Source organism: Acetobacter papayae JCM 25143 (assembly GCF_000613285.1).
GTDB lineage: Bacteria > Pseudomonadota > Alphaproteobacteria > Acetobacterales > Acetobacteraceae > Acetobacter > Acetobacter papayae.
This window is the reverse complement of record NZ_BAIN01000018.1, coordinates 17706-42303: the sequence shown is the minus strand read 5'-3', so window position 1 is coordinate 42303 and position 24598 is coordinate 17706. Positions and strand designations below refer to the sequence as shown.

General features: G+C 61.4%; 15 protein-coding genes and 7 pseudogenes. 12 read left to right on the top strand and 10 right to left on the bottom strand.

Features of this window, described 5'->3' with window-relative positions; genetic code table 11:
• From alaS to aroB, 4 genes and pseudogenes are all read right to left on the bottom strand, one after another.
• Positions 1-2545: alanine--tRNA ligase (gene alaS, locus JCM25143_RS06595; RefSeq protein ID WP_025860442.1), on the bottom strand; the 2545-nt coding region annotated here is incomplete at its 3' end.
• Between the two features lie 150 nt (positions 2546-2695).
• Entirely contained in the window at positions 2696-3157 is a 462-nt protein-coding gene (locus tag JCM25143_RS06590) for a GtrA family protein (protein WP_025860441.1), read from the bottom strand.
• A 110-nt stretch (positions 3158-3267) separates the two neighbouring features.
• Positions 3268-4365, bottom strand: a pseudogene (locus JCM25143_RS21380) (OmpA family protein).
• A gap of 350 nt (positions 4366-4715) precedes the next feature.
• A pseudogene (aroB, locus tag JCM25143_RS17555) lies at positions 4716-6446 on the bottom strand (3-dehydroquinate synthase).
• A gap of 64 nt (positions 6447-6510) precedes the next feature.
• On the opposite strand from aroB, the gene JCM25143_RS06565 reads away from it, so the two are divergent.
• The 3 genes and pseudogenes from JCM25143_RS06565 to JCM25143_RS17545 all read left to right on the top strand — a co-directional run bounded on the left by JCM25143_RS06565 (position 6511) and on the right by JCM25143_RS17545 (position 8836).
• Complete coding sequence (locus tag JCM25143_RS06565; protein ID WP_148300033.1) at positions 6511-6786, top strand: hypothetical protein; 276 nt, start codon at positions 6511-6513, stop codon at positions 6784-6786.
• A gap of 55 nt (positions 6787-6841) precedes the next feature.
• On the top strand, positions 6842-7798 hold the full coding sequence (locus JCM25143_RS06560; protein WP_035370607.1) for a tyrosine recombinase: 957 nt from the start codon (positions 6842-6844) through the stop codon (positions 7796-7798).
• Positions 7799-7882: 84 nt separating this feature from the next.
• Positions 7883-8836, top strand: a pseudogene (locus JCM25143_RS17545) (acetyl-CoA carboxylase carboxyltransferase subunit alpha).
• Between the two features lie 87 nt (positions 8837-8923).
• Here the strand turns inward: JCM25143_RS17545 and JCM25143_RS06550 are convergent.
• On the bottom strand, positions 8924-9679 hold the full coding sequence (locus JCM25143_RS06550) for a competence/damage-inducible protein A (protein WP_025860436.1): 756 nt from the start codon (positions 9677-9679) through the stop codon (positions 8924-8926).
• A 153-nt stretch (positions 9680-9832) separates the two neighbouring features.
• Between JCM25143_RS06550 and JCM25143_RS06545 the strand changes: the two genes are divergently transcribed.
• The 4 genes and pseudogenes from JCM25143_RS06545 (at position 9833) to JCM25143_RS17535 (ending at position 14323) form a co-directional block, all read left to right on the top strand.
• A complete protein-coding gene (locus JCM25143_RS06545) occupies positions 9833-11458 on the top strand; it encodes a lysine--tRNA ligase (protein ID WP_025860435.1) in 1626 nt (541 codons plus the stop codon).
• Positions 11459-11474: 16 nt separating this feature from the next.
• Complete coding sequence (locus JCM25143_RS24690; RefSeq protein WP_267879920.1) at positions 11475-11606, top strand: hypothetical protein; 132 nt, start codon at positions 11475-11477, stop codon at positions 11604-11606.
• Positions 11558-13536 (top strand): annotated as a pseudogene (locus JCM25143_RS25390) (lysylphosphatidylglycerol synthase domain-containing protein). The gene JCM25143_RS24690 and the pseudogene JCM25143_RS25390 overlap by 49 nt, the downstream one beginning before the upstream one ends.
• Positions 13537-13586: 50 nt before the next feature.
• Positions 13587-14323: pseudogene (locus tag JCM25143_RS17535) on the top strand (MarC family protein).
• A gap of 50 nt (positions 14324-14373) precedes the next feature.
• On the opposite strand, the gene JCM25143_RS06515 reads toward JCM25143_RS17535, so the two are convergent.
• Both JCM25143_RS06515 and tsaD read right to left on the bottom strand, forming a co-directional pair.
• Positions 14374-15192 carry a 23S rRNA (adenine(2030)-N(6))-methyltransferase RlmJ gene (locus JCM25143_RS06515; protein ID WP_025860431.1) on the bottom strand — a complete coding sequence of 273 codons (819 nt, stop codon included), beginning with the start codon at positions 15190-15192 and terminating at the stop codon, positions 14374-14376.
• Positions 15189-16312 (bottom strand): annotated as a pseudogene (gene tsaD / locus JCM25143_RS17530) (tRNA (adenosine(37)-N6)-threonylcarbamoyltransferase complex transferase subunit TsaD). The gene JCM25143_RS06515 and the pseudogene tsaD overlap by 4 nt, the downstream one beginning before the upstream one ends.
• 134 nt (positions 16313-16446) lie before the next feature.
• Here tsaD and hemC point away from each other — a divergent pair.
• Together hemC and JCM25143_RS06500 are read left to right on the top strand one after the other, a co-directional pair.
• Positions 16447-17541 carry a hydroxymethylbilane synthase gene (gene hemC / locus JCM25143_RS06505; RefSeq protein WP_025860430.1) on the top strand — a complete coding sequence of 365 codons (1095 nt, stop codon included), beginning with the start codon at positions 16447-16449 and terminating at the stop codon, positions 17539-17541.
• Between the two features lie 31 nt (positions 17542-17572).
• Positions 17573-18316, top strand: a complete 744-nt coding sequence (locus JCM25143_RS06500; RefSeq protein ID WP_025860429.1) for a uroporphyrinogen-III synthase — start codon at positions 17573-17575, stop codon at positions 18314-18316.
• 84 nt (positions 18317-18400) lie between these two features.
• On the opposite strand, the gene secB is transcribed toward JCM25143_RS06500, so the two are convergent.
• Positions 18401-18898 (bottom strand): protein-export chaperone SecB, encoded by a 498-nt coding sequence (gene secB / locus JCM25143_RS06495; protein ID WP_025860428.1) that lies wholly within the window; start codon positions 18896-18898, stop codon positions 18401-18403.
• A 492-nt stretch (positions 18899-19390) separates the two neighbouring features.
• Between secB and JCM25143_RS17525 the strand changes: the two genes are divergently transcribed.
• Both JCM25143_RS17525 and JCM25143_RS06480 read left to right on the top strand, forming a co-directional pair.
• Complete coding sequence (locus JCM25143_RS17525) at positions 19391-19915, top strand: Tim44/TimA family putative adaptor protein (RefSeq protein WP_369347361.1); 525 nt, start codon at positions 19391-19393, stop codon at positions 19913-19915.
• Positions 19912-20760: a DNA-methyltransferase gene (locus tag JCM25143_RS06480; protein WP_025860427.1), complete on the top strand. Its 849-nt coding sequence runs from the start codon at positions 19912-19914 to the stop codon at positions 20758-20760. The genes JCM25143_RS17525 and JCM25143_RS06480 overlap by 4 nt, the downstream gene beginning before the upstream one ends.
• A 13-nt stretch (positions 20761-20773) precedes the next feature.
• Here JCM25143_RS06480 and JCM25143_RS22275 read toward each other — a convergent pair whose 3' ends face one another.
• Together JCM25143_RS22275 and JCM25143_RS17520 are read right to left on the bottom strand one after the other, a co-directional pair.
• Entirely contained in the window at positions 20774-20923 is a 150-nt protein-coding gene (locus JCM25143_RS22275) for a hypothetical protein (RefSeq protein ID WP_159101598.1), read from the bottom strand.
• 35 nt (positions 20924-20958) lie between these two features.
• Complete coding sequence (locus tag JCM25143_RS17520) at positions 20959-22482, bottom strand: methyl-accepting chemotaxis protein (protein ID WP_159101597.1); 1524 nt, start codon at positions 22480-22482, stop codon at positions 20959-20961.
• Between the two features lie 542 nt (positions 22483-23024).
• Between JCM25143_RS17520 and JCM25143_RS17515 the strand changes: the two are divergent.
• Positions 23025-24442, top strand: a pseudogene (locus tag JCM25143_RS17515) (cytochrome-c peroxidase).
• The last annotated feature ends 156 nt before the right edge of the window (positions 24443-24598 follow it).

Here is a 24598-nt window from a genome sequence, read left to right as displayed (position 1 = left end):
CCACCCTTGCCGCCCATGCAACGCTGGCCGCGCGGACCAGTGCCACGGCATCGGCTTTTTCGGCCTGTGCAGGGGCTATGGCCGCAACAACGCTACCTTTGCCCTCGGCGGTGGAAATCAGCACCACCACATCGGCTTCGCCCTGCTTGAGAATGGTTTCAGCCAGTCCCTTGAGTTCGCGCGCGGGGGTTTCACCCACATTGCGGGTTGCGAGGCGGAATGCCCCAACCTGCTCCACACCAGCGGCGGCCACGCTGCCCGTGGCAAGCTGGCGTTGCAGATGCGCAATCTGGCGTTCCATCGCGCGGCGCTCTTCCAGCAGGCTGGCAAGGCGTTCGGGCGCTTCGTTCACGCCAACTTTCATCATGGCGGCCATCTGGCTCAGGCGCTGCTCATTGGCAACGGCAAGGCTTTCGGCCGCTTTGCCAGCAACGGCCTCAATACGGCGCACGCCAGCGGACACACCGCTTTCGGTTACGATCTTGAACTGGCCGATATCGCCCGTGCGTTCAACATGCGTGCCGCCGCAGAGTTCCATGGACCAGGCATTACGGTTTTCGTCGCCCGCACCCATGGAAACGACACGGACTTCATCACCGTATTTTTCGCCGAACAGGGCGGTTGCCCCTTCTTCTACGGCTTCATCCGGGGTCATGGAGCGGGTTACAACGCGCGCATTTTCGCGGATACGCTCATTCACCTCGGCTTCCACAAGGGCCAGTTCCTCGGCCGTAATCGGGCGCGGCTGGCTGATGTCGAACCGCAGGCGGTCAGGCGTGTTCAGGCTGCCTTTCTGCGCCACATGCGCGCCAAGGTGGCGGCGCAGGGCTTCGTGCAGAAGATGGGTAGCCGAGTGATGCGCCCGAATGGCCGAGCGCCGCGCATGATTGACATCGGCTGTTACCGCCATGCCGGGGCGGAGTGTGCCCTGTATGATGGTACCGTAATGCACGATCAGGTCACCCGCTTTCTTCTGGGTGTCCGTTACCGCGATTTCCAGCCCGGCGGCGCGCAGGGTGCCGGTATCGCCAGCCTGCCCACCGCTTTCGCCATAGAAGGGGGTCTGGTTGAGCAGAATGGCGACTTCCGCACCTACCGTGGCTTCAGGCAGGAAGGCATTGCCCGCAATGATGGCCTGCACCTCACCATCCGCCAGTTCGGTCGAATAGCCAAGGAATTCAGACGCGCTAAAACGGTCGCGGGCTTCAAACCAGATGGTTTCAACTGCCGCATCGCCCGAGCCAGACCACGCCGCACGGGCGCGCTGGCGCTGGATGGCCATGGCGTCTTCAAAACCGCTTACATCCACATCATGGCCGCTGCCGCGCAGGGCATCCTGTGTCAGATCGAGCGGGAAGCCAAACGTATCGTACAGGCGGAAGGCGACATCACCGGGCAGGGCGGCGCCGGGTGTCAGGCGGGCTTTTTCTTCGTCCAGCAGGTGCAGGCCGCGTTCGAGCATGGCCTTGAAGCGCTCTTCCTCACCGCGCATGGTTTCGCGGATCAGCGCCTCACCATGCACCAGTTCAGGATAGGCATTGCCCATCTGCTGGATAAGGGCGGGCAGCAGTTTGTAGAAAACCGGGTCTTTGGTGCCCATCATGTGCAGGTGGCGCATGGCGCGGCGCATGATGCGGCGCAGCACATAACCACGACCGTCCTTGGAGGGCAGCACGCCATCAGCAATCAGGAACGCGGTTGAACGCAGGTGGTCGGCCACAACGCGGTGGCTGGACTTGAACGCGCCGTCCACTGCCTGATGGCTGACATCGGCCGAAGCCTGCGTGAGTGCCACGAACGTATCGGTGTCGTAGTTGTCGCGCTTGCCCTGCAGGATAGCGGCAAAGCGTTCCAGACCCAGCCCGGTATCGATCGACGGACGGGGCAGGGGCGAGCGCACGCCCGGCGGGTCTTCGAAATACTGCATGAACACGAGGTTCCAGATTTCTACAAACCTGTCGCCGTCTTCATCCGGTGATCCGGGCGGGCCACCGGGAACATCCGGGCCGTGATCGTAAAAGATTTCCGAGCAGGGACCGCACGGCCCCGTATCGCCCATGCGCCAGAAATTGTCAGACGTGGCAATGCGGATGATCCGGCTATCGTCCAGCCCGGCAATGCTGCGCCACAGGCCTGCGGCTTCTTCATCCTCGGCATAAACGGTGACCAGCAGCTTGTCCTTGGGCAGGCCAAAACCCTTGGTTACCAGTGTCCAGGCCAGCTCAATGGCTTCGGCCTTGAAGTAGTCCCCGAAGGAGAAATTCCCCATCATTTCAAAGAACGTGTGGTGCCGGGCAGTGTAGCCGACATTGTCCAGATCGTTATGCTTGCCGCCGGCGCGCACCACTTTCTGCGCTGTTGTGGCGCGAGAATAGGGGCGGGTTTCCTGGCCGGTGAAAACGTTCTTGAACTGCACCATGCCCGCATTGGTGAACAGCAGGGTCGGGTCGTTCCGCGGAACAAGGGAAGACGAGGCGACGATCTGGTGTTCTTTGCTGGCGAAATATTCCAGGAAAGAGGCGCGGATTTCGTTTGTTGTCAGCATGGCGTGGGGCTGGAAGTCCTGAACGGGTTGGTGCAAGGCGGAATGCCAAAAACGGAACGGTAGGCCTCCGTGCCCTGACGGAACCTGTGATGGTGGTCGAATATCTGGCCTAGCTGTAGCGCAGCCGCGCCTTCTCCGAAAGAGGCAGCATTATGACCGGCCGGATGCACCGCTTGTGGGGGGCACTGGTTTGCGGTCGTGAAAAACCAGTTTCTGGCTGAGTTTGAAATTGGACAAAAGCCCCGCCAGCGTGCCAGCCGCCAGTGCGACAACCGGATGGTGTACGCAGAAGGGGAACAGATAGAACAGGGTAAAAACCACACCCCGGTTCAGGCAGAATCCAAGACTGTTGGCCCACAGAAAGCGCAGCCACTGCACGAGCGGGTGGTGGTGTAGGCCCCGGCCCCGGAATGTCCAGAGGCGGTTAAGCAACCAGTTGAAGGTTGCCGCGATGAAATAAGCCGCGAGGGTTGCGGCTGTCAGCCCGATGAGCGGGCGCATCGTATAGACGACCGTGTTGTCGCAGACGAATCCGAGTGAGCCGATAACCCCGAATTTGAACAGCGGTGCGAGGCGGCCCTGACCTGTCAGGCTGGAAAAAAGAGAGCGCATGGTAAAGCCAAGTATGGCGTGAAAGCCGGTGCCAGAAAAGACGGATAAAAAAAGAGGCGCCCGAAGGCGCCTCTTTCCGCGATTTCCGGTCAGACCGGAAAGCGAACCAATCAGTGGAGGATGATTTCCACGCGACGGTTCTGGGGTTCGCGGGTGTTGGGGCCGGTCGGCACCAGCGGGTGGCTTCGCCGTACCCGTGGATGTCGATCGCGGTTGCCGGAACGCCATCGCGCACCAGTTCGGCCTTCACGCTGTTAGCACGACGCAGGGACAGGCCCAGGTTGTACTTTTCGCCGCGGGGGCCGGGGTGAGCAGAGGAGTTATCGGTGTAGCCGTTAACTTCGATACGGGTCGTCTGCACGTGGGTGGAAGCCTGAGCAGCTTCTGCCACGATCTGGCGCGCACGAGCGGTCAGGTCAGCCTTATCCCAATCGAAGAACACCAGGTAGGAGCGTGCGGGCAGCGGAGCCGGAGCGGCAACCACAGCCGGAGCCGGCGGCGGCGGCGGGGGAGCCGTGTCGAAGGCGTAGCGCAGGCCAACCATGAACAGGTGTTGAAGCGGTGATCGAAGTTGACGTTGCCGTTCGTGGCGCTGTCGTTGAATGCACCGTTACGGAACGTGCCGGGCTGGCCGATCATGCGGTACTGAGCCGTGACCTGGAAGCCGGGGATGCCCGTGTCGAATGCCGCACCGACAATGCCCTGATAGGCGAAGCCGCCGGTCGTGCCGCGGATGCTGCCGCTATGGCCAGCATAGGAGTAGTTAACCTGTTCATCCGTCCACAGGTAACCGGCGCCAACACCGACGAACGGCGTGACAGGCGCGTCGATACCGAACTGCTTCAGGTCAATGTCATACAGGACATTGACGAAGCCGCCGTAGGAGGAGTCCTTGCCATTGCCGGCCGTGGGGTTGCCGGTGGAACCACCAACCGTACCGCCACCAACGTTGGAGCGCAGGTAGGTGCCTTCAACTTCAGCGCGCAGGCCGTTGCCGAAGCCCCAGCCGAAGGAGGCATAACCCGTCCAGCCCGTCTTGTGGCTGATGGACTGATGGGTCCCGTCGGGGCCGACATGAGCATGCTGGGTCTGGGTCAGGTCATAACCGCCGCCAGATCGACATACGGACCGGTGATGGTGGTGGCCGAGGCAACAGCCGGAACCGCTGCCATCAGTGTCGTTGCAAGTAACGCCGTGCGGAGACGCATTATTTTCGTCCTCAATGTATCATCTGTTTCGACTTGCCCGCCAACCATTCGGCGGACAGGCCCAGCTAGATGCCTTAAAACGGTATAGAACCATTGGTTCCAAAAGAGGAACCCGGCGGCCCCTACTGTTTGACACTACAAGTCATCAGCGTGGTTTATCTGCAACAGTTCATTTCGTTGGCTGAATATGTCCCTGCTGCATAGCCGTGCGGCATCAATATCGTGGGTATTGGTTAACATATTGCAAACGCAACTGTTCCGCCTCTCTCTCCTGTTCCATTAAGGCAGAATTGCGGCACGGTGACTTTTTTGCCGCGCCGCCTAAAAAGCCCGGCGGATTCAGACTGTTTTTAGGGTGTCGCCCCATCCGCCAGCAGCACCTCGCGCACGGCTTCTGCGGGCACGTCGCGCGTGGTGAAAGCCTTGCCGATTCCGTGCGCGAGCACGAAGGAAAGCCTGCCATCCTGCATTTTTTTGTCACGCTGCATGTGGGCCATCAGATCCGTTATGCGGAAACGATGGGGCAGGTCACTGATATGCGCGGGCATATGCAGGCTTTCCAAATGGTTGGTAACGCGAATCAGGTCTTCTTGCGGGCAGAATCCAAGCTTTACGGACAGAGAAAACGCCAGTGTCAGGCCGATGGATACGGCCTCGCCATGCAGCAGGCGGCCATCATATCCCAGTTCGGCTTCCAGTGCGTGGCCAAAGGTATGCCCCAGATTGAGCAGGGCGCGGCCATCGGTTTTCTGCTCCTCGCGCTCATCGGCGGCGACAACGCCTGCCTTGAAGGCGCAGGCCTGACGCACGGCTTCGGCCAGAGCTTCGGGGTCGCGCGAGAGCACGGCGGCACCGTGTTTTTCGCACCAGGCAAAGAGCGATTCCTGCCCGATCAGCCCTGACTTCACAATTTCGGCATAACCCGCCACCACCTCACGCGGGGGGAGGGTGGCGAGCGAGGAAACATCCGCCAGCACGCATAGAGCTGATGGAAAGCGCCGATCAGATTCTTGCCCCAGCGCGAGTTGATGCCCGTTTTGCCGCCAACGGAGGAATCGACCTGCGAGAGTAGTGTGGTGGGAATCTGAATGAAGGGCAGGCCACGCAGCGTGGTGGCGGCCACAAAGCCAGCCAGATCGCCCACCACGCCACCGCCGAGGGCTATGATGGCGGTGCGGCGTTCCACCCCACCTTCCAGAATGGTGTCCACCACGTTTTGATAGGTGGCCCAGCATTTGGTGTGCTCACCGGGGGCAACGATTATGGATCGTGCTCGATTCCGGTTTCCTGAAAGGAGGCGAGCAGTCTGGCAGGTAGAGCGGGCGCACGGTTTCATCGGTAATGACGATAACATTGCGGCGCGGCAGAACCGGCGCCAGCAGCGCACCAGCGCGGCTGATCAGGTCGGTGCCGATCACCACATCGTAGCGGCTTTTTTCCAGTTCAACGGGCAGGCGCAACGGGCGGCGCGAAAGGGCCAGCGCTTCCATGACGCGCGTTGTTGTATGCTCCACGTTATTGTCTCCACAATCCACCGTCACATCGGCCTCGGCATAGACCGGGTGGCGGATGGCAATCAGTTTTTCCAGTACATCCCGTGGGGATGCGGTGTTCAGCAGGGGGCGGTGCGTGCGCCCCGCAACCCGGCGCAGAAGAACGGGCAACGGGCAGCGCAGCCAAACCGAAATGGCCTGATCGCGCACCAGCCTGCGCGTGTCGGCTGCCATGAAAGCGCCACCGCCCGTGGCCAGCACCATGGGGGGGCCTTCAAGCAGGCGGCGGATAACGCGGCGTTCGCCATCGCGGAAGGCGGCCTCGCCATACAGGCGGAACACATCGGCAATGGAGCAGCCCGCGGCGCGTTCTATTTCTGTATCGGCATCCACGAAGGGCAGGCCGAGCCGCGCTGCCAGCATGCGGCCTATGGTGGTTTTGCCTGCACCCATCAGCCCTACGAGCACGATGCTGCGGCCCGTTTGCAGTAGGCCGGGGCCATGGGCGCGGACAATGCGCTCAAGATTGAGCGGAACGGGAGGCGGGTCCGTTGTTTCAGGTTGGGGAATGGAGATACGTGATGACATGGGGCTTAGCTTAACATAGAGCAGGGGGAACACACCTACGGTATCTGTCGTGACGCTGTCTGTCATGATGTCTGTTTTCTGGGAGCGGGTAATGGGGCGCGGTATCCTTGCTATTGTCGCGGTTGTTTTTCTCGGCGCGCTGGGTGGGCTGGTGGTGCTGGGGCTCAAGGCCCATGCTCCCGAGCCGCAGGCTGTGCACCGGGTACTGCCGCTCCCCCAGCAGGAGGCAGCGGCCCCTGCGGCAGCAGCTCTTGTGCCGGTCGTGCCCACCGGGCCTGTGGTGGCTCCGGGTGTGTCCACACCAGCAGCGCCCCAGCCGGCTGATTCTGCTCCCGAGTAAGCATGTCGGTCCATGCTGGTCCCGCCGCGCCGCTTTTGCCTAAGGAGGCGGCGGGATGAGGGCTGACCTGTCCGGCATGGACATGTTTTTGGAAATGCTGGCCGCCGAGCGTGCGGCCGCCCCCAATACGCTGGCGGCGTATGAAGCGGATTTGTCCTCTTGTGCGCAGAGCCTCGCCGGGCAGGGGCAGACCCTCAGGGATGCTACGCCGGAAGGCCTGCGGGGCTGGATGGCGGATATGGCGGCGGAAGGGCAGGCCCGGCGCAGCGTTGCGCGGCGGCTGTCGTGTATTCGCCAGTTCTATCTGTTTCTCCTGCGTGAAGGACTGCGGACGGATAACCCCGCCGCTAATCTGGATACCCCCCGGCCCGAGCGCTCCTTGCCCGGTTTTTTATCCGAATCGGAAGTGCTGGCCCTGCTGGAGGCCTGCCCGGCTCCCGAGGGGGCGTCTGCTGCGCGGATACGGCGCGGGCAGGTGGCACTGGCGGCGCTGGAACTGCTTTATGCCTCGGGGCTGCGTATTTCTGAACTGCTGTCACTGACACGCGTGGCGCTGGCGGGCGAGGCCCACACACTCATGGTGCGCGGCAAGGGCGGGCGGGAGCGGCTGGTGCCCTTGTCCGACAGCGCGCGCGAGGCGGTTAAGGCCTTGATGGAAACAGATAAGGCGCTGGGCAGCTTGTTCCTGTTTCCCGGACGTAACCCAACCCAGCCCATGACGCGGCAGGCCTTTGACCGGATTCTGCATGATGTGGGCCTTAGGGCAGGGTTGGACCCCGCCCGGCTTTCTCCCCACGTGTTGCGGCATTCGTTTGCAACGCATCTTCTGGCGCATGGTGCAGACCTGCGGGCGTTGCAGATGCTGCTGGGCCATGCCGATATCGCCACCACCCAGATTTACACCCATGTGCAGATCGAGCAGCTCAGGCAGGCGGTAGTGGCATCTCACCCGCTGGCGCAGGTGGGGGGCGAAGATGCGCCCGAGGGCGGAAAACCGCCATCTAATGGATAGCGTGTGCAGTAAAAGGCGTTAAAAACGCGTGCCTGTGCATGATAGAGGCTTGGTTTTCAGCGGCAGTGTGCTATCGGCTGTGGCATGCGTCAGTTCCTGGATTTTGAAAAGCCCGTCGCCGAACTTGAGAACAAGATCGACGAACTGCGGCAGATGGCTGACCCCGAAGGTCAACATTGAAGAAGAAACGGCCCGCCTTTCAGAAAAGGCGGAAAAACACCTGCGCGCCATCTACGCCAAGCTTACGCCATGGCAGAAAGTGCAGGTTGCCCGTCATGCACAGCGTCCGCACACGCAGGACTATATCAACGCGCTGGTGAGCGACTTCACCCCGCTGGCAGGTGACCGGCTCTATGCCGATGACAAGGCCATTATCGGGGGTATGGGTCGTTTTGACGGCACGCCTGTGATGGTGATCGGCACCGAGCGCGGCTCGGACCTTGAGACGCGGCTACAGCATAATTTCGGCATGGCCCGCCCCGAAGGCTACCGCAAGGCCCAGCGGCTGATGCAGCTTGCCGGGCGTTTCGGCCTGCCGATTCTCACCTTTATCGATACGGCGGGCGCATGGCCCGGTATCGATGCGGAGCAGCGCGGTCAGGCTGAGGCCATCGCCAGTTCTATCGCCACCTGTTTTGACGCGCCCGTGCCGCTGATCGCGACTGTTATTGGCGAAGGCGGCTCTGGCGGGGCTGTGGCGCTGGGGGCCGGGGACAAGGTGTTCATGCTCGAGAACGCCATTTACTCGGTTATTTCGCCCGAGGCCTGTGCCTCCATCCTGTGGCGTGATCCCAAGCAGGCCAGCACGGCGGCAGAAACGCTGCGCCTGACCGCACAGGACCTTAAGCGCCTTGGCTGATCGACCAGATCGTGCCCGAACCGATTGGCGGTGCCCAGCGTGACCCCGCAGTGGCCATGGCTTCGGTTGGCAAGGTGCTGGGTGAAGCGCTGAAGGAACTGCAGCCGCTCGCCCCCGAACGTCTGCGTGAACTGCGCCGCGAGAAGTTTCTCGCCATGGGCCGCGAAGCCCTTCACTGACAGCATAATCCCTGCTGGGCGCGTGTTACGCGTTCAGCAGGGATTGTTTTAGGCCCGGACGTTCTTGCCTGCGGCCGTAAGCCCCCCTTAGCGCTGGGGCTCACCTTCGATGGGTGTAGCGCCTTTGGCGCTGATCAGATCGTGGATTTCCTGCGCCGCGCGGCTGACATCTTCTTCATCCTGTCCTTTGGCCACAAGGGCCACGCCCCGGTAGCCGTCTTCGCGGTGGAAGGGGTATGAGCCGATATCCAGATCAGGATGGCGGGCCTGTATGGCTTCCAGCTCCGCGGCCAGCGTGCCTTCATAAAGCGATGTGCAGTGCCATGTGCGCGAGAAAACCGGCGCGCCGCGTTGCAGGGTCGGGGCCAGTTCATCAAACATGGCGCGCATGATGCGCGGCACGCCTGCGAGCACATGCACGTTGCCGATAGTAAAGCCCGGCGCATGCGAAATGGGGTTGGCGATTGGCACCGCCCCGCGCGGCAGGTGCGCCATGCGCTGGCGGGCGGCGTTGAATTCGGTATGGCGGAAATATTCGCTGAGCAGCGCAAAGGTGGGGGCGTGGATTTCCCACGGCACGCCAAAGGCTTCGGCCACGCAGGGGGCAGTTATGTCGTCATGCGTGGGGCCTATGCCGCCGGTCGTGAATACTTCGTCATAGGCACCGCGCAGTTCGCTTACGGTGCGGATGATGGTCTCGCGGATGTCGGGAATAACCCGGATTTCGCGCAGCGGGATGCCCAGCTCGCCCAGCCGCAGAGCCAGAAACTGGATATTGTCGTCGCGCGTGCGGCCGGACAGGATTTCATTGCCGATCAGGATCAGGGCGGATGTACGGCGCATGGGCAGACGGGATCCTTCAGTGGTGGCTGTCCGGGGTGGAGGGAGGATAAACGGCTGGCGCGGGGGGTCAATGGGGAGGAAAAAATGCACCATGCCCCATAGGGGGCGTGTTTTTGCATTGACCGGGCGCGGAGCAGTTCATAGCTTCCGCCCATGTCAGACAGTCGCACAGCCCCCCTCTCCGATATTCCGCGCGCATGGCCCTTTGAGGAAGCGCGTAAACTGGCCGAACATGTGTCCACACGCGGCAATGCCAGTGGTGGGGATGATGCGCGTCCCGCCCTGCTGGAAACCGGCTATGGCCCGTCGGGCCTGCCGCATATCGGTACATTTGGCGAGGTGGCGCGCACATCGTGGGTGCGGCAGGCCTATACGGCGCTGACCGGACGCCCCTCGCGCCTGCTGGCGTTCTCGGATGACATGGACGCCCTGCGCAAAGTGCCCGACAACGTGCCCCAGCGCGAAATGCTGGAAAAATATATTGGCCAGCCGCTTTCGCGCGTGCCGGACCCGTTTGGCACGCACGAGTCGTTTGCCGCGCATAACAATGCCCGGCTGTGCGCGTTTCTGGACAGTTTTGGATTCGAATACGAGTTCGCGTCCTCCACCGCCTATTACACATCGGGCCGGTTCGATGCGGCTCTGAAGCGCGTGCTGGAAGTGCACGAGGAAATTCTCGAGGTTATCCTGCCTACGCTCGGGGCCGAACGCCGGGCCACCTATTCGCCCGTGCTGCCGCTGCACCCGCGTACGGGTGAGGTCATGCAGGTGAAAATGGACGCCATGGACCCCGTTGCGGGCACCGTGCGCTGGACTGACCCTGCCTCCGGCGAGGTGTTTGAAACCCCCGTGACTGGCGGCCATGCCAAAATGCAGTGGAAGGCCGACTGGGCCATGCGCTGGTATGCGCTGGGCGTTGATTACGAAATGTCCGGCAAGGATTTGATCGATAGCGTGCGGCTGTCGGGCCGTATCTGCAAAATTCTTGGCGGCACCCCGCCAGCCGGGCTTACCTATGAGCTGTTTCTGGATGAACAGGGGCAGAAAATTTCCAAGTCCAAGGGCAACGGCCTGTCGGTTGAGGAATGGCTGCGTTATGCCCCGCCGGAAAGTCTGGGCCAGTTCATGTTCAACCAGCCGCAACGCGCCAAGCGGCTGTATTTCGATGTCATTCCCAAAACGGCGGATGAATATCTGGCCCATGTGGACAAGGCCCTGAGCCTGCAGGCCGATAACCCCGCCGGTGCCGAACTGCGGGCCAACCCGGCATGGTTCATCCTGCGTGGGCAGGTGGGGGCCGAGGCCGCAAGCCCGGTGCCGTTTGGTATGCTGCTCAACCTCGCCAGCGTGGCCAATGCAGAAACGCCCGAAGTGCTGTGGGGCTTTATCCGCCGGTATGATGCGGCTGTCTCGCCCGAAACGCACCCCATGCTGGCCGCCATGGTGCGCTATGCAGTGGCCTATTACGCGGACTTTGTCAGACCGGCCAAAACATTCCGCGCACCCAGCGAACAGGAGCGCGGCGCTCTTGTCGATCTGGCGGACGTGCTGCGTGGCTACGAGGCAGAAGCCCCGGACGCCACGACCTTGCAGAATGCGGTGTTCGAGGTTGGCAAGCGCCATGGTTTCGAACCCCTGCGTAGTTGGTTTGGCTGCCTGTACGAAGTGCTGCTGGGGCAGAAGGAAGGGCCACGGTTCGGGGGTTTTGTCGCCCTGTATGGGGTGCGTGAAACCATCGCCCTGATCGAGGCGGCCCTCCTGCGAGACCGGCAGGACTGAACGGGGCCGCCCTCGCATGATCCAGCGCGCGCCATTGCCACCCGAGCAGCAGGATACGGACGGTAATACCCCGCCCGACCTGCACTGCGAGCAGGAGGGCTGCGCCGTTGGCTCAGGCACCTGCCCGCCCTGCTGGGGATGGTGCTGATGGTAGCGGCTATCGGGGTGGTGTGGCATGAACTGCGCCATCTGCACATGGCCGATATCCGGCAGGCCATGACGGGTATTCCGGGCTGGCAAATGGCACTGGCGGCGGCTTGCACGCTGCTTTCCTATTTTGTGCTGTCTTTTTACGACAGGCTGGCCCTTATTCAGGTGGGCTATGGGCATCTGCCCTTCCGCCGTGCGGCTTTTGCGGCCTTCTGCTCTTATGTCCTGTCCCATAACCTTGGCTTTTCGGCTGTATCCGGTGCTGCGGTGCGCTACCGGCTGTATCGCAACTGGGGGGTGGATTCCTTTGCCATAACCCAGATTATTGCGTTCTGTTCGGCCACGTATCTGCTGGGGGCGGCAGCCCTTATCGGTGCGGTGCTGATCTGGGAGCCGGCCATGCTGCCCGGTATTGGCGGGCGCGTGCCGCCGGGGTTTCTGGCGGTTGTCGGGGCGGGGCTATGGTCATGGTGGCGCTCTATATCGGGCTGTCCTTCCGCCTGCCCAGTGTGTGCGTGCGGCAATGGCGGGTTAACCTGCCTTCGCCACGTATGGCGCTGCTGCAAACGCTTGTGGCCACGGCGGAAGTGGCCGCCACGGCCAGTATCGCCTATGCTGCTGCCTGCGGGTGCTGGGGTGGATTTCGGGTCTTTCCTTGCGATTTATATCGCGGCCTACACGGCGGGGCTGGTGGCCAGCGTGCCGGGGGGGCTTGGTGTTTTTGACGGCGTTATGCTGCTGGCACTCGGGCCATATATGCTGCGCCGCGCATTCTGGGCGTCATTCTTATTTTCCGGCTGTTCTATTACATCATCCCGCTGTTTGTGGCGGGGCTCATGTTCGCCGGGCACGAGCTTTTCCTGCGTGGCGATGCCGCCCTTGCGCGCAAGAAAAATACCGACCTGTCCGGCACGGCAGCGGTTGTGCGCAGGCCCAGTCAGGTCGTGCGCGAGAGTGAGGCTACGTTTTCCGTGGCCGTGGCTACCGGCACGGTCTCGCTCTGCGGTGTGCTGCTGATCGGGCTTGTGCTGTTTGATCATACGCCCGGTCAGTCCATGCTGCCCGATAGCTTGGCCGGCGTGCTGCATCTTGGCGGCACATATCTGCTCTCTTTGCTGGGTGTTGCCCTTATCAGCATGGCCATAGGGCTTTCGCAGCGGGTTACGCTGGCGTGGCGGGGCGCGCTGGCCCTGTTGCTGCTGGCCACGGTGCTGACATTCCTGCGCGGCAATATGGTGTTCGTGCCTGTGGTGCTGGGTCTGTCCACCTTGTTTATCGCGCCGTATCGGGCCTGCTACTACAGGCATGCACGCCTGCTGAGCGAGCCGTTATCTACCAGCACGCTGCTTTCGCTCTTGCTGCTTCTGGGCTGTGTGGTGGCGCTGGCCACGCGAGACGACCTTTCGGCAAGCTGGTGCAGGTGGTTTTTGCTTCTTCCATGCGTGGTGCCACCCGGTGGACGGTGGCACTGGCGGTGCTGTTGGCACTGGCGGTGGTGGGGCGGCTGCTCTGGCCCGCCCGTGTCGCCGTTTCACCATGGGTGAAGACGCCCTGCAACGCTATCATGCCCTGCCGCACGCACTGGAGGACATGACTGGTTTCCACCCCGAAGGTTATGTGATGGGCGAAGCCGGAGAGGCTATGATTCCACTGCGGGTGCTGGGTGGTTTTCTGGTTGGGCTGGGCGACCTGCGGGGGATGAGGCGGATAGCATTTCCGCCATATGGCGGATGCGTGATCTGGCGCTGCAACAGGGACTGAAACCCGCCTTCTGGTGTGTGGGAGAGCCGTTCCTGCGGATTTATGACGATATCGGCCTGAGCATCTGGCCTGTGGGGGATGAAAGCGGGTTGAGTTTCTGTTACCCTCCTGCGGATATTGGTCTGGCGTCGCAGCATGCCCGGCTATACAGGGAACAGGCTTCCTGATTTTTGCATAACGGGCAGGCGGCATTCGGCATGGGAGGCCGCAGCGGTCAATGAGCGTTTTGGGCGGTTTCTTTTCTTCCGGGGCGGTTCATACGACCACAGCGGCTTTTCTGCTTGCGTTTCCGGCCCTGTTTTCCATCGTCAATCCGTTTGGGGCCGCGCTGATTTTCGCGCAGGCCACCGAAGGGCGCTCGAAAACGGAAATTCAGGCGCTGGCGCGTCTGGTTTCGTTCTATTCCTTTATGCTCATGATCGTCTCGCTATGGTTTGGCGGTGCGGTTCTGGCGTTTTTTGGCATTACGGTCAGTGCCCTGCGGGTGGCAGGCGGGCTGGTTGTGGCGGTCAGTGCATGGGAACTGCTGCAAAAGCCGGAAAACACCGAGGCCCGCAAGGAGCGTCAGGCCTTGCAGGATGGCCGCACGGTTCAGAACCCCAACTGGTCTGAAAGCGCGTTTTTTCCGCTGGCCATGCCGTTTACGGTCGGGCCGGGCACCATTGCCGTGGCTATTGCTCTGGCTCGACCAGTCCGGCTGAGGCCTCGCCATGGGCCTATGGTGTGGGGATCAGTCTTGGGGCCGTGGGTGTGGTGCTGCTGGTCTGGATTGCCTATTCCAGTGCTGAAAAACTGGTGACCATGCTGGGGGTGACAGGCACGCGCATTGTCAGCCGTCTGGCAGCGTTGGTGCTGCTCTGTATTGGCGTGCAGATCATGGCGGCGGGCATACAGGGCTTTGCCCTTGATATCTGGCAGCATATGAGCCGCACCGTTCCCGCCGCACGGGGCTGATCCCGAGGTTGCGGCAGGGCTTGGGGCAGGCCCGAAAACAGGGCCAGTGCTTATTCGGGAATAAGCGTGGTGACGGTGCTTTCAAATGCACCCAGCGTAGTGCGCAGCCGGTCAAGCAGCACTTGGGCTTCCTGTGCAAAACCATAGGGTGGTTTGATCACCATCAGCCTGCGCCATTCAGCTGGTCGGGGTCGTGGGGGGCGCATCAGCAGTTCCGCGGTCAGTACATCGCGCGTTCCGGCATCCATCAGGGCGTGCTCAAAGGTGCGTACGGGGGTGCGGTGTTTGATGGGGTACCACAGCGCCACTACGGCAGGGGCAAAGCGCTGCTGAATGGTGTGCAGCCCCTGAGCCATGCGGTCGAACTCGTTAGGTTCCTCAAAAGGTGGGTCCATCAGCACAAGTCCCCGGCGGGCCTGTGCGGGGGGCAGCAGGGCACGCAGGCTTTCATAGGCATCGCGCTCATGCACCTGCACGTTGGGGGTGCGGGCGAACAGGCTGTATAGTGTGCGCTTGTCTTCGGGATGTTTTTCGCAGCAGATCAGTTGATCCTGCTCGCGCAGCATGAGCGAGGCTAGCAGGGGAGAGCCGGGGTAAAAACGTGGCCCGCCTGCTTTGCGAACCAGATCAAGCCAGGGTGCCAGCGGGCTGTCAGGGCCTTCGTGTTCAAGGCGGCCTATGCCTTCTTTCCATTCCGCGGTTTTTTCAGCCTCGGGGCTGTGCAGGTCATAACGGCCAATGCCCGCATGGGTATCCAGCACCATGAAAGGGGTTGGCTTGCGCAGGAAAGAGCCAATCAGGCTGACAAGCAGGGCGTGCTTCATGCAGTCGGCAAAATTGCCTGCATGGTAGGCGTGGCGATAATTCATGAAAAAGACCCGGCCTCTGGCTGGTTATCGGTGGGGGTAAAGCGGCTGGCCATTTCTTCCAGCGGCCAGCGTGGGCGGGGGCGCAGGGCTATATCGGTGAAAGGTGTCTGCCCGCGCCGGGCGGCTTCGGCCCATGTTTCCAGCGCGGCCCAGCCGACCATGACAGCATTATCCGTGCACAGGCGTAGCGGCGGGGCAGCAAAGCGGCAGCCCCGGCTCTGGGCGGTTTCCTCCAGCCGGGCGCGCAGCACCGTATTGGCGGCCACGCCACCGGCAGCCACCAGCAGGCGCGCTGAGGGCATCATATCCAGTGCGTGGTTGATCCTGTCGGCCACGACATCGGCCACGGCCTGCTGAAAAGATGCGGCCAGATCCGCCGCAAAAGACCGGGGCAGGGGTGTTTGCCCATAGGGGGCGAGCTTCTGGGCGATGGCGGTTTTCAGACCGGAGAAAGAAAAATCGCAACCAGCGCGGCGGATCAGCGGACGGGGCAGGGCGATGGCATCCGGGTTGCCCTCTCGCGCCAGTTTTTCCAGTGCGGGGCCACCCGGCCAGCCCAGCCCCAGCATTTTGGCCACCTTGTCGAAGGCCTCACCCGCCGCATCGTCTATCGTGCCGCCCAGTTTGCGGTAACGCCCGATTCCCTCAACGGCGATACACTGGCAATGCCCGCCCGAAACCAGCAGCAGCAGGTAAGGGAAAGGGGCGCCGCTTCCACCAGACCGGGCAGGCGGGCGGTTAGCGCGTGGGCCTCGACATGGTTGACCGCCACAAAAGGCCGGTTAAGCGCGAGGGCGAGCCCCTTGGCGAAGCCGCTGCCCACAATCAGCCCGCCAATCAGCCCCGGCCCGGTGCTGGCGGCCACCAGCCCTAGCCCGGAAGGGGGCAGGCCTGCGTCTTTCAGGGTTGCGTGTACCAGTTCGGGCAGCAGGCTCAGATGCGCGCGTGCGGCGATTTCAGGCACCACACCACCGAAATCCGCATGGCCGTCCTGCGAAATGACCCGTTGCGCCAGAATGGTTCCCTCTGGTGCAAGAATGGCACAGGCTGTTTCGTCACAGGAAGACTCGATCGCCAGCACGGGGCCGGGTGCCATGGCGCATGCGGTGGAGACGTTCATGGACGCTCCTCCAAAAAGCCTGTATTGTGCCACCCATGCAACAGGTTGAGAGGGGCGGAATGCTTTTCTGGTCGCGCAGGCGTTACAAACCAGCCGGGCTTCATTGCGTCTTGTCCTTTCGTTCGTCCCGGTAAATAGACACATCTTATGGATTCAGCCACCCCTCTCCCGCCGTCCTTTCTCCCGCCTTGCAGGAGATCGCGGCAGAAGCCGCCGCCCGCCAGAAAAAGGCAGGTGGTCATTCCGGCCGTCACTCGCTGCCCCTTAGGGTCGGTACGCGCGGTTCTCCGCTCGCGCTGGTGCAGACACGCGCCTTCCTGACAACGCTGACAAAGTTCTGCCCTGTCCTGCGCGATATGGGCGCTTTTCAGGAGCACCAGATCAACACCACGGGTGATCAGGTGCAGAACCGCAGGCTGGCGGAAATTGGCGGCAAGGGTCTTTTCGCCAAGGAAATCCACGAAGCGCTGGCCGATGGCCGGATCGATTTTGCGGTGCACAGCCTCAAGGATCTTGAAACCACGCTGCCGCCCGGCCTTGTGCTGGCCTGCACGCTCAAGCGTGAGGATGCGCGTGACGCGCTGATTCTCGGCCCCAGCCTTACGCCCACCGACCCGGATGATCCCTATTCCGCCCTGCCTCAGGGGGCCATGGTTGGCTGTGCCTCTGTGCGCAGGCAGGCACAGATGCTCCATGTCCGGCCTGACCTGAAATTCGGCCTGCTGCGCGGCAATGTGCAGACCCGTCTGGACAAGCTGGCTGGCCGCCAGTGCGATGCAACGCTGCTGGCTCTTGCGGGGCTCAAGCGTCTGGGTATGGCCGAGCGCGCCAGCGTGGTGCTGGCTCCGACCATGATGGTGCCAGCCGCCGGGCAGGGTATTGTGGGTGTGACCGTGCGTGAGGACGATATCGAACTGCGCGAACTGCTGTCTGCTATCGAGGATTACGAGGCCCGCGCCGTCGCCACGGCCGAGCGCGCCCTGCTGGCCGAGCTTGATGGGTCGTGCCGAACACCTATTGGTGGGTATGCCCAGCTTATTCCGGTTGTGGCTGGTGGTGCGCCCGAACTGCACCTGACCGGGCTTGTCGCGCGCGAGGATGGCTCGTTCCTTCTGAAACGCGCCATCAGCGGCGCGCCGGAAGATGCGGCCCGGCTCGGGCATGAACTGGGCCGTAGCCTGCGGCGCGACAGCCCGGATGATATTTTCGAGGAAACGCTCTCGGCATGAGTGGCTGTCCGGTTTTTTCCTGCCGGGTAGGGTGAGCCGGGGCATAGTCATTACCCGGCCGGAGCCCGGTCTGGGGGAAACGCTGGCAGCGGTGGAACAGGCTGGGTGGCGCGCTTACGCATCGCCCGCCCTTGTTGTTCGCCCGCGCAGCATGGTTTCACGCGGCGTAGAAGGGGCGGGGCGGGGCGTAGCGGCCCTGTTGCTTACAAGCGGGCAAGCCGTAGCCGCGGTGGCGCAGGCTCTCCCTATGGGGATCAGCCTTGCGGTACCCGTCTTTGCCGTAGGAGCCCGCACGGCCGAGCGTGCCCGCGCTGTCGGGTTTACACAGGTTTACAGTGCGGATGGTGATGCTGTGGCTCTGGCGATGCTGCTGCGCCAAAGCCTTGCCCCTGAGACGGGGCCGTTATTGCTGGCCTGTGGCGCAGGGCAGGGTGGTGCGCTGGCCACGGCTTTACGGGCAGATGGATTTCGGGTTCTGCGCCGCATTGCCTATGAGACCCACCCTGTGCGTAGCCCGCCCCCTGATGTTGCCGGGGCCTTGCTGGCGGGCAGTATTGAAGTTGTTGCGTTTTTTTCAGCCCAAAGTGCCAGAAGCTGGCTTGCTGGCCTGCGAGGTGGCGCGTTGCGCGCAGCAGCGCTCAGGACTGTGGCGCTTGTGCTCTCTCCCGCGATTGAACAGGGCGTGCGGGCGCTGGGCTGGCAGGGGCCGATTATTGTTGCAGCCCGGCCCGATGCGCACTCCATGCTGGCAGCACTGGAACAGGTCCGGCGTTAACGGTTTGAGAGAAGCGGCGGGTAATAAAAAACCCCTCCCCGGCAAGGGGGAGGGGTTTTTTCGGTTCGTATGACCCGTGCGGGATCAGGCGTTACCGGCAGCCTGCGGGAATTCCGCACGGCGGGCCTGCCAGAGTGCGACAAAGTCGATCGGCTGCAGCACGATGGGCGGGAAGCCGCCATCGCGCGTGACATCGCTGATGATGTTGCGCGCGTAGGGGAAGATCAGGCGCGGCACTTCCACCAGCAGGATCGGCTCGATGAGTTCCTGCGGCGGGTTGGTCAGGGTGACAACGGCGGCATAGACCAGTTCTGCAATGAAAACGGTCCGGCCGGGCGCGCCGCCTTCGGTCTCGGGGCTTTCCTTGGCTTCGGTCTTGATGGTCAGGACAACCTCGTAAATCATCTGGTCGTCCTGCAGGCGGTTGGCCTGCACGTCGATGTTCACGCCAATCTGGGGCTGGTTGCGCAGGGTGGCGAAAATTTCAGCGCCTGCGGGAACCTCGAACGACAGGTCGCGCGTGTACTGCAGGTTGACGGAAAGCGGCAGTGCGGGCGGCGTGGGCTGTGCTGTTTCAGACATGGTCTATCGATTTTCCTGCTGTCGGCTTTAGACCTTTCTGCGGTAGCACGCCTGCGCGCCTTCGCCAACCGGCAGGCCGGGCCATGGCGCGCCTGTTACGTCCTTACGGAGCATGCAGCGGTTTATCATGGCGGATATGAACGGCCGGGCTGCCCTTGGTTGGCCCGTATCACTGGTTGCGTGGTATGGCTTGTCAGGTATGGTGGAACCATGCTGGCGGCACGGCGGCATTGTGTCAGCCCGGTAGTGTGACTATGTGTTAGGGACGGGTTGCGGCCATACCGCCAGGCTATGGCGGTGCGCCGTTCCAGAGATGATGGTGGACACAAGAGAGATGTTTTTTACTTCCGGTCATTTCCCGGTGGATCTGGTGCTTCTGGCGCTGGTGGCGGCTTTTCTGGTGCTGCGCCTGCGGAGTGTGCTGGGCAAGAAGGTAGGCCTGCAGGCTCCCCCTCTGCCAATTGTACCCCGGCCGGATATGCTGGCCCGCGTGTGGATGCCCCGGTTGAAACCCCAGAACCCTCGACGGTGGCCTATGATATTCCCACCCCCGGCACGCGGGTTGGGCAGTTGTTGCAAAGCCTGACCCAGCAGGACGCCACTTTTGCGGCCCAGCCGTTTCTGGCCAATGTACGCACGGTTTTCCCGCAGGTTGTCATGGCCTATGCGGAAGGAAACCGTACCGTGCTGCAGACCTATCTGGTGCCTGCCGTGTACGAGACCTTTGATGCCGCCATCAAGGCACGTGATGAGGCGGGTGAAAAGCAGCGCACGGAAATCAAGGCCCTGCGCTCCCTCGCCATTGAAGATGTGCGGCTGAACACGCGTGACGGGGTCAATACCGCCGCCATTGATGTGCGTATTGTTTCCGACCAGATCAGCCTTGTGCTTGACCGTGAAGGCCAGCCCGCCACCGGCACGGATGCTGTGACCGAATTTTCTGACCTGTGGACCTTTGAGCGTGTAATGGGCGGGAGCGGCAATGGCTGGCGTCTTGCGGCGGCACGCAGTGCGTGAAGGCTGATACCGAGGCCCGTGGTGCTCCGGCGGAGGCTCCCGCGCGTGTCAGGCGTTATCGGGTTGGGCAGCAGCAGATAGTGCTTGGTGACTGTCTGCGCGTGCTCCGCCGTATGGCGGCAGGCTCGGTCGATGTTATCGTTACCTCACCCCCCTATAATATCGGACTGTCCTACCGCAGTTATGAAGACCAGCGGGGCGAGGAAGACTATCTGGACTGGATGGTGGCTGTGGCAGCGCAGCTTCGCCGTGTTCTGAAGCCGGACGGGTCGTTTTTTCTCAATATCTCGGGGTCTTCCACCCAGCCATGGCTGCCGTTCGAGCTGGCTGTGCGCCTGCGTGAACTGTTTGCCCTGCAAAACCATATTTCATGGGTGAAATCCATTTCCGTGGGGCAGGACAGCTTCGGGCATTTCAAGCCTATGAACAGCCAGCGCTACCTGCATCGTGGGCATGAGCATGTCTTTCATTTCACGCGCGATGGAGAGGTCATGCTCGACAGGCTGGCCGCAGGCGTGCCGTACAAGGACAAGTCCAACATCACCCGGCGTGGGCATAGTCAGGACCGCCGCTGCCGGGGTGATGCGTGGTTTATTCCGTATGAAACGGTAAGGGGCCGGGCGGAAAAATTCGACCATCCCGGCACATTCCCCGTCGCCTTGCCCGAGCAGTGCATTTTGCTGCACGGTCAGCCGCATGCCGTTGTGCTCGACCCGTTCATGGGTACAGGCACGACCCTGCTGGCAGCCCAGAAGCTGGGCTGTCAGGGAACGGGGATCGAGCTTGACCCCCAGTATGTGGACGTGGCCCGCGCCCGGCTGCGCGAAAGCCGCAAAGCCGGGTAGAAAGGTCTGCTGCTTACGAAGCCAGCACGCGCTGCTGCGTCATGAGAGTGGGGGCGAGGGTAGATAGTTTATCGCTCCCGGTATGGAACTGGCTGATCAGATCCATAAGGTTTTTGGCTTCTGCCCCCAGACTATTGGCCGAGGCCGTGGCCTGCTCGACCATGGCGGCATTCTGCTGGGTAACCTGATCAAGCTGGCTTACGGCCTCATTGATCTGCCCCAGACCTGTGGCCTGCTCGTTCGCACCACTGGCGATTTCCGAAACAGCGTATCGATCTGGACCATCTGCCCCGCAATGGCATGCAGGGCGTCCCCTGCTGAACCCACCAGTGTCGCACCCCGGTCGATCTGGGTGGCGGAGTTGGAAATCAGGTTGCGGATGTCTTTTGAGGCGGTTTCCGAACGCTGTGCCAGTGTGCGCACTTCCGCTGCCACAACAGCAAAGCCCTTGCCTGCCTCACCCGCACGCGCGGCTTCTACCCCAGCATTGAGGGCGAGCAGGTTGGTCTGAAAAGCGATCTGCTCGATCATGCCGGTGATCTGAGAAATTTTTCTGGATGTTTCCTTGATCTGCTCCATGGCGCGAATGGCGTCATTGACCACGTTTCCGGCCTGTGCGGCATCGGCCCGCACGGTGGACGCGGCCTGGGCTGCATGCCGAGCGCCTTCGGCAGTGTGGCCAACGGTTGTTGTGATCTGGTTCAGGGTGGAGGCGGTTTCTTCCAGATTGGCGGCCTGCCTTTCCGTGCGGCGGGCCAGATCGTTCGAAGCGGCGGCAATTTCATGCGCCCCGTTGCCCACGATATCGACCGAATCGGATAACGTGGTGATTGTCTGTTCCAGATTTTCAATGGCGGAATTGAAATCGGTGCAGAGGGTCTGGTAGGCGGGATCAACCGCGTTATCCAGCCGGTGCGCCAGAGAGCAGTGCGCCAGTTTGTCCAGACCACTGCCAATATCGGCGATGGTGCGCACACGGTTGGTGACATCGTTGGCGAATTTGACAACTTTTATGACCCGGTTCTTGTGGTCAAAAATCGGGTTGTAAGAGGCCTGAAGCCAGACAACCTTGCCGTTCTTGCCAATCCGCTTGAACTCGTCGGATACGAACTCACCCGCCTGAATCTTTTTCCAGAAGAGCGCATAGTCCGCGCTGTCCGCAAAGCCGGGTTCAACAAACATACTGTGGTGTTTGCCTACGATTTCGCTGCGGTCGTAGGACATGGTTTGCAGAAACTTGTCATTGGCGTCGAGAATACGGCCATCTGGCGTGAACTCGATCATGGCCTGCGCGCGGGAAATGGCCGCGAGTTTGCCCTGTGTATCCGCTGCCCTGATGGCGGCATCCGTGGTGACAGCGGCGACCTTGACCACCTTGTACACCTTGCCAGAGATGTCACTCACCGGGTTGTAAGACGCCTGAAGCCAGACTTCCTGCCCATCCTTGCCAATACGGACATATTCCTGCGCATCGAACATGCCGCCTGCCAGCTTGTTCCAGAACGCCGCGTATTCGGGCGTTTTGGCATAATCCGGTTCGACAAACATGCTGTGGTGGTGTCCGCGGATTTCCTCAAGCCGGTAACCGGTAGCGGTGCAGAAATTTTCGTTGGCGGTCAGGATTTTTCCCTGCGGATCAAATTCAATGATCGCAAACGAGCGTTCAATGGCAGACAGGGTCGATTTTGCGTCTGCCCATCCGCCCGGCAATGATTTCAGCATTGAGTGTGGCTCCTTGGTTGAGGCATGTGCGGCGGATACGAGGAATGGTTTCCCGTCAGGATGATGGGGTTGCAGCGGTTCGTAACTGGGTGGAGGGAGCAACGCCTGTGTATTTAGGCAGTCCCTAGATGGTGCTGGGGCTTTTTAATCAAATATCCCTGGCTGTCTAGTGCAGATGCTATGAATTTATTTTTTATATACAGGGGGTCTGTAGAAAAAAAAATTCACATGTTTTTTTACGGACAGTTTTTCTCGCTGCAAAAGGCTTTGATTTGAATGGTTTGTGTGCTGCGCATTGTCAGCAACACGATCGAATACTTTTATGTCAGCCCTGTGTTAATATTATGCGCAATGGGTTGAGATGGTGTCAGGAATAAGGAGGCTGGTTTGTTATCGAATTGTTCAATGATTATGACCAAGATAATCGTTTTGACATTTCATTCCGCGACCAGCAGAGTCCTCCATGCAAGCACATGGCGGCATCAGGCACGCCGGGGGGAGCGCTCTGACAGGGCGCTCAAATAGACGAGGGAGCGCGGGTTTTGAAACGGATAATTGTTGGTCTGGTCGGAGCGGGAGTTGTTGCATATGGCGGGGTTGTCGCCTTTTTGCAGCATTTCGATCATGAGACAGCCCCGCGTCTCACGGCGGTTTCGCCCACGAACAAGAACCCTGTGGCGCTGGCCGCTTTCAATGTGCTGAGCGATGCACGGTGCGATTACTGTCATGCCACAGGGCGTGAACTGCCGTTCTATTTCCATGTGCCGGTTGCCAACCAGTTGATGGAAAAGGATCTGGTGCAGGGCCGCAGGCATTTCCGTATCGAGCCGGTTCTGGAGGCTTTTGAAAAAGGCGTGCCGCCGAGCGAGGAGCAGTTGTCCCGCATTGAGGAAGTCATTGTCCAGAACCGCATGCCGCCCACGCTGTATCTGCTGATGCACTGGCACGCCCATCTGTCCAATGCCGACAGGCAGGCCGTGCTGACCTGGGTGCGCGACACCCGTGAGCGCTACTATGCCGATACAGGGGCAGCCCCTGCCTTTGCTGGTGAGCCTGTCCGGCCCGTGCCGGAGCAGATTGCCGTCAACAACGCGCAGGTCGTGCTGGGTCGCAAGCTGTTTTTCGATACCAAACTGTCTGGTGATAACGGTCTGAGCTGCGCAGGCTGCCATGACCTGAACCGTGGCGGGGTGGATCATCTGAAAACCGCAACCGGCATTGGCGGGCAGAAAGGGCCGATCAACGTTCCCAGCGTTTATGACGCTTATTTCAAGATCGCCCAGTTCTGGAACGGTCGTGCGCCTGATCTGGCAGCACAGGCTGCGGGGCCTGTCATGAACCCGGTGGAAATGGGCTCGCATGACTGGGGCGCGGTTGCTGACAAGCTGAACGGCGACCCCGAATACGCAGGTCTGTTCAAGGCGGCGTTTGGCCCTGCGGTAGCGATCGACCAGCAGAGCATTACGACGGCGATTGCGGAATTTGAAAAAACCCTGATCACCCCTGACAGCCCGTTTGATGACTACCTGAAGGGTAAGAAGGATGCGATCAGCCCGCAGGCGATCCGTGGCTATGAGCGCTTCAAGGCTATTGGCTGCTCCGGTTGCCATAGCGGCATTGGTCTGGGCGGTGGTGCTTATGAAGCCATGGGTCTGGAAGGGGATTACTTCAAGGATCGTGGTGGCCCGGTAACCGATGCGGATGAAGGGCGCTACACCGTAACCCATGCGGATGGTGACCGTTATCGCTTCGTGGTGCCCAACCTGCGCAATATCGACCAGACCGCGCCGTATTTCCACGATGGCAGCGCGAACACGCTGGAAGAAGCCGTGCGCAAGATGGCGCATTACCAGACGCCCGATGCCAACCCGTCGGAGCAGGATGTTACGGATATCGTGGCGTTCCTCAAAACCTGACGGGGCGTTATGATGGGCATTCTCTGGCGGATATGAAGCCCTGATAAGGTGGTGTTGAGGGGCCGGAACACATTGTTCCGGCCCTTTGGCCTTGAAAAACGGTTCGACGGCGGGTGATACACTAGCTGTTCGGGCCGTTTTTTGTTTGTGTCGCGCCCGGATCATTTGGCACACGAACCGGCCCAATGCCGGGGTGGAGA

Bases quoted from the DNA above. Each gene is read 5' to 3' on its own strand.
- JCM25143_RS06590 (WP_025860441.1), bottom strand. From the start codon at position 3,157: ATGCGCTCTCTTTTTTCCAGCCTGACAGGTCAGGGCCGCCTCGCACCG.
- JCM25143_RS06565 (WP_148300033.1), top strand. From the start codon at position 6,511: ATGATGTCTGTTTTCTGGGAGCGGGTAATGGGGCGCGGTATCCTTGCT.
- JCM25143_RS06560 (WP_035370607.1), top strand. From the start codon at position 6,842: ATGAGGGCTGACCTGTCCGGCATGGACATGTTTTTGGAAATGCTGGCC.
- JCM25143_RS06550 (WP_025860436.1), bottom strand. From the start codon at position 9,679: ATGCGCCGTACATCCGCCCTGATCCTGATCGGCAATGAAATCCTGTCC.
- JCM25143_RS06545 (WP_025860435.1), top strand. From the start codon at position 9,833: ATGTCAGACAGTCGCACAGCCCCCCTCTCCGATATTCCGCGCGCATGG.
- JCM25143_RS24690 (WP_267879920.1), top strand. From the start codon at position 11,475: ATGATCCAGCGCGCGCCATTGCCACCCGAGCAGCAGGATACGGACGGT.
- JCM25143_RS06515 (WP_025860431.1), bottom strand. From the start codon at position 15,192: ATGAATTATCGCCACGCCTACCATGCAGGCAATTTTGCCGACTGCATG.
- secB (WP_025860428.1), bottom strand. From the start codon at position 18,898: ATGTCTGAAACAGCACAGCCCACGCCGCCCGCACTGCCGCTTTCCGTC.
- JCM25143_RS22275 (WP_159101598.1), bottom strand. From the start codon at position 20,923: ATGGTCGAGCAGGCCACGGCCTCGGCCAATAGTCTGGGGGCAGAAGCC.
- JCM25143_RS17520 (WP_159101597.1), bottom strand. From the start codon at position 22,482: ATGCTGAAATCATTGCCGGGCGGATGGGCAGACGCAAAATCGACCCTG.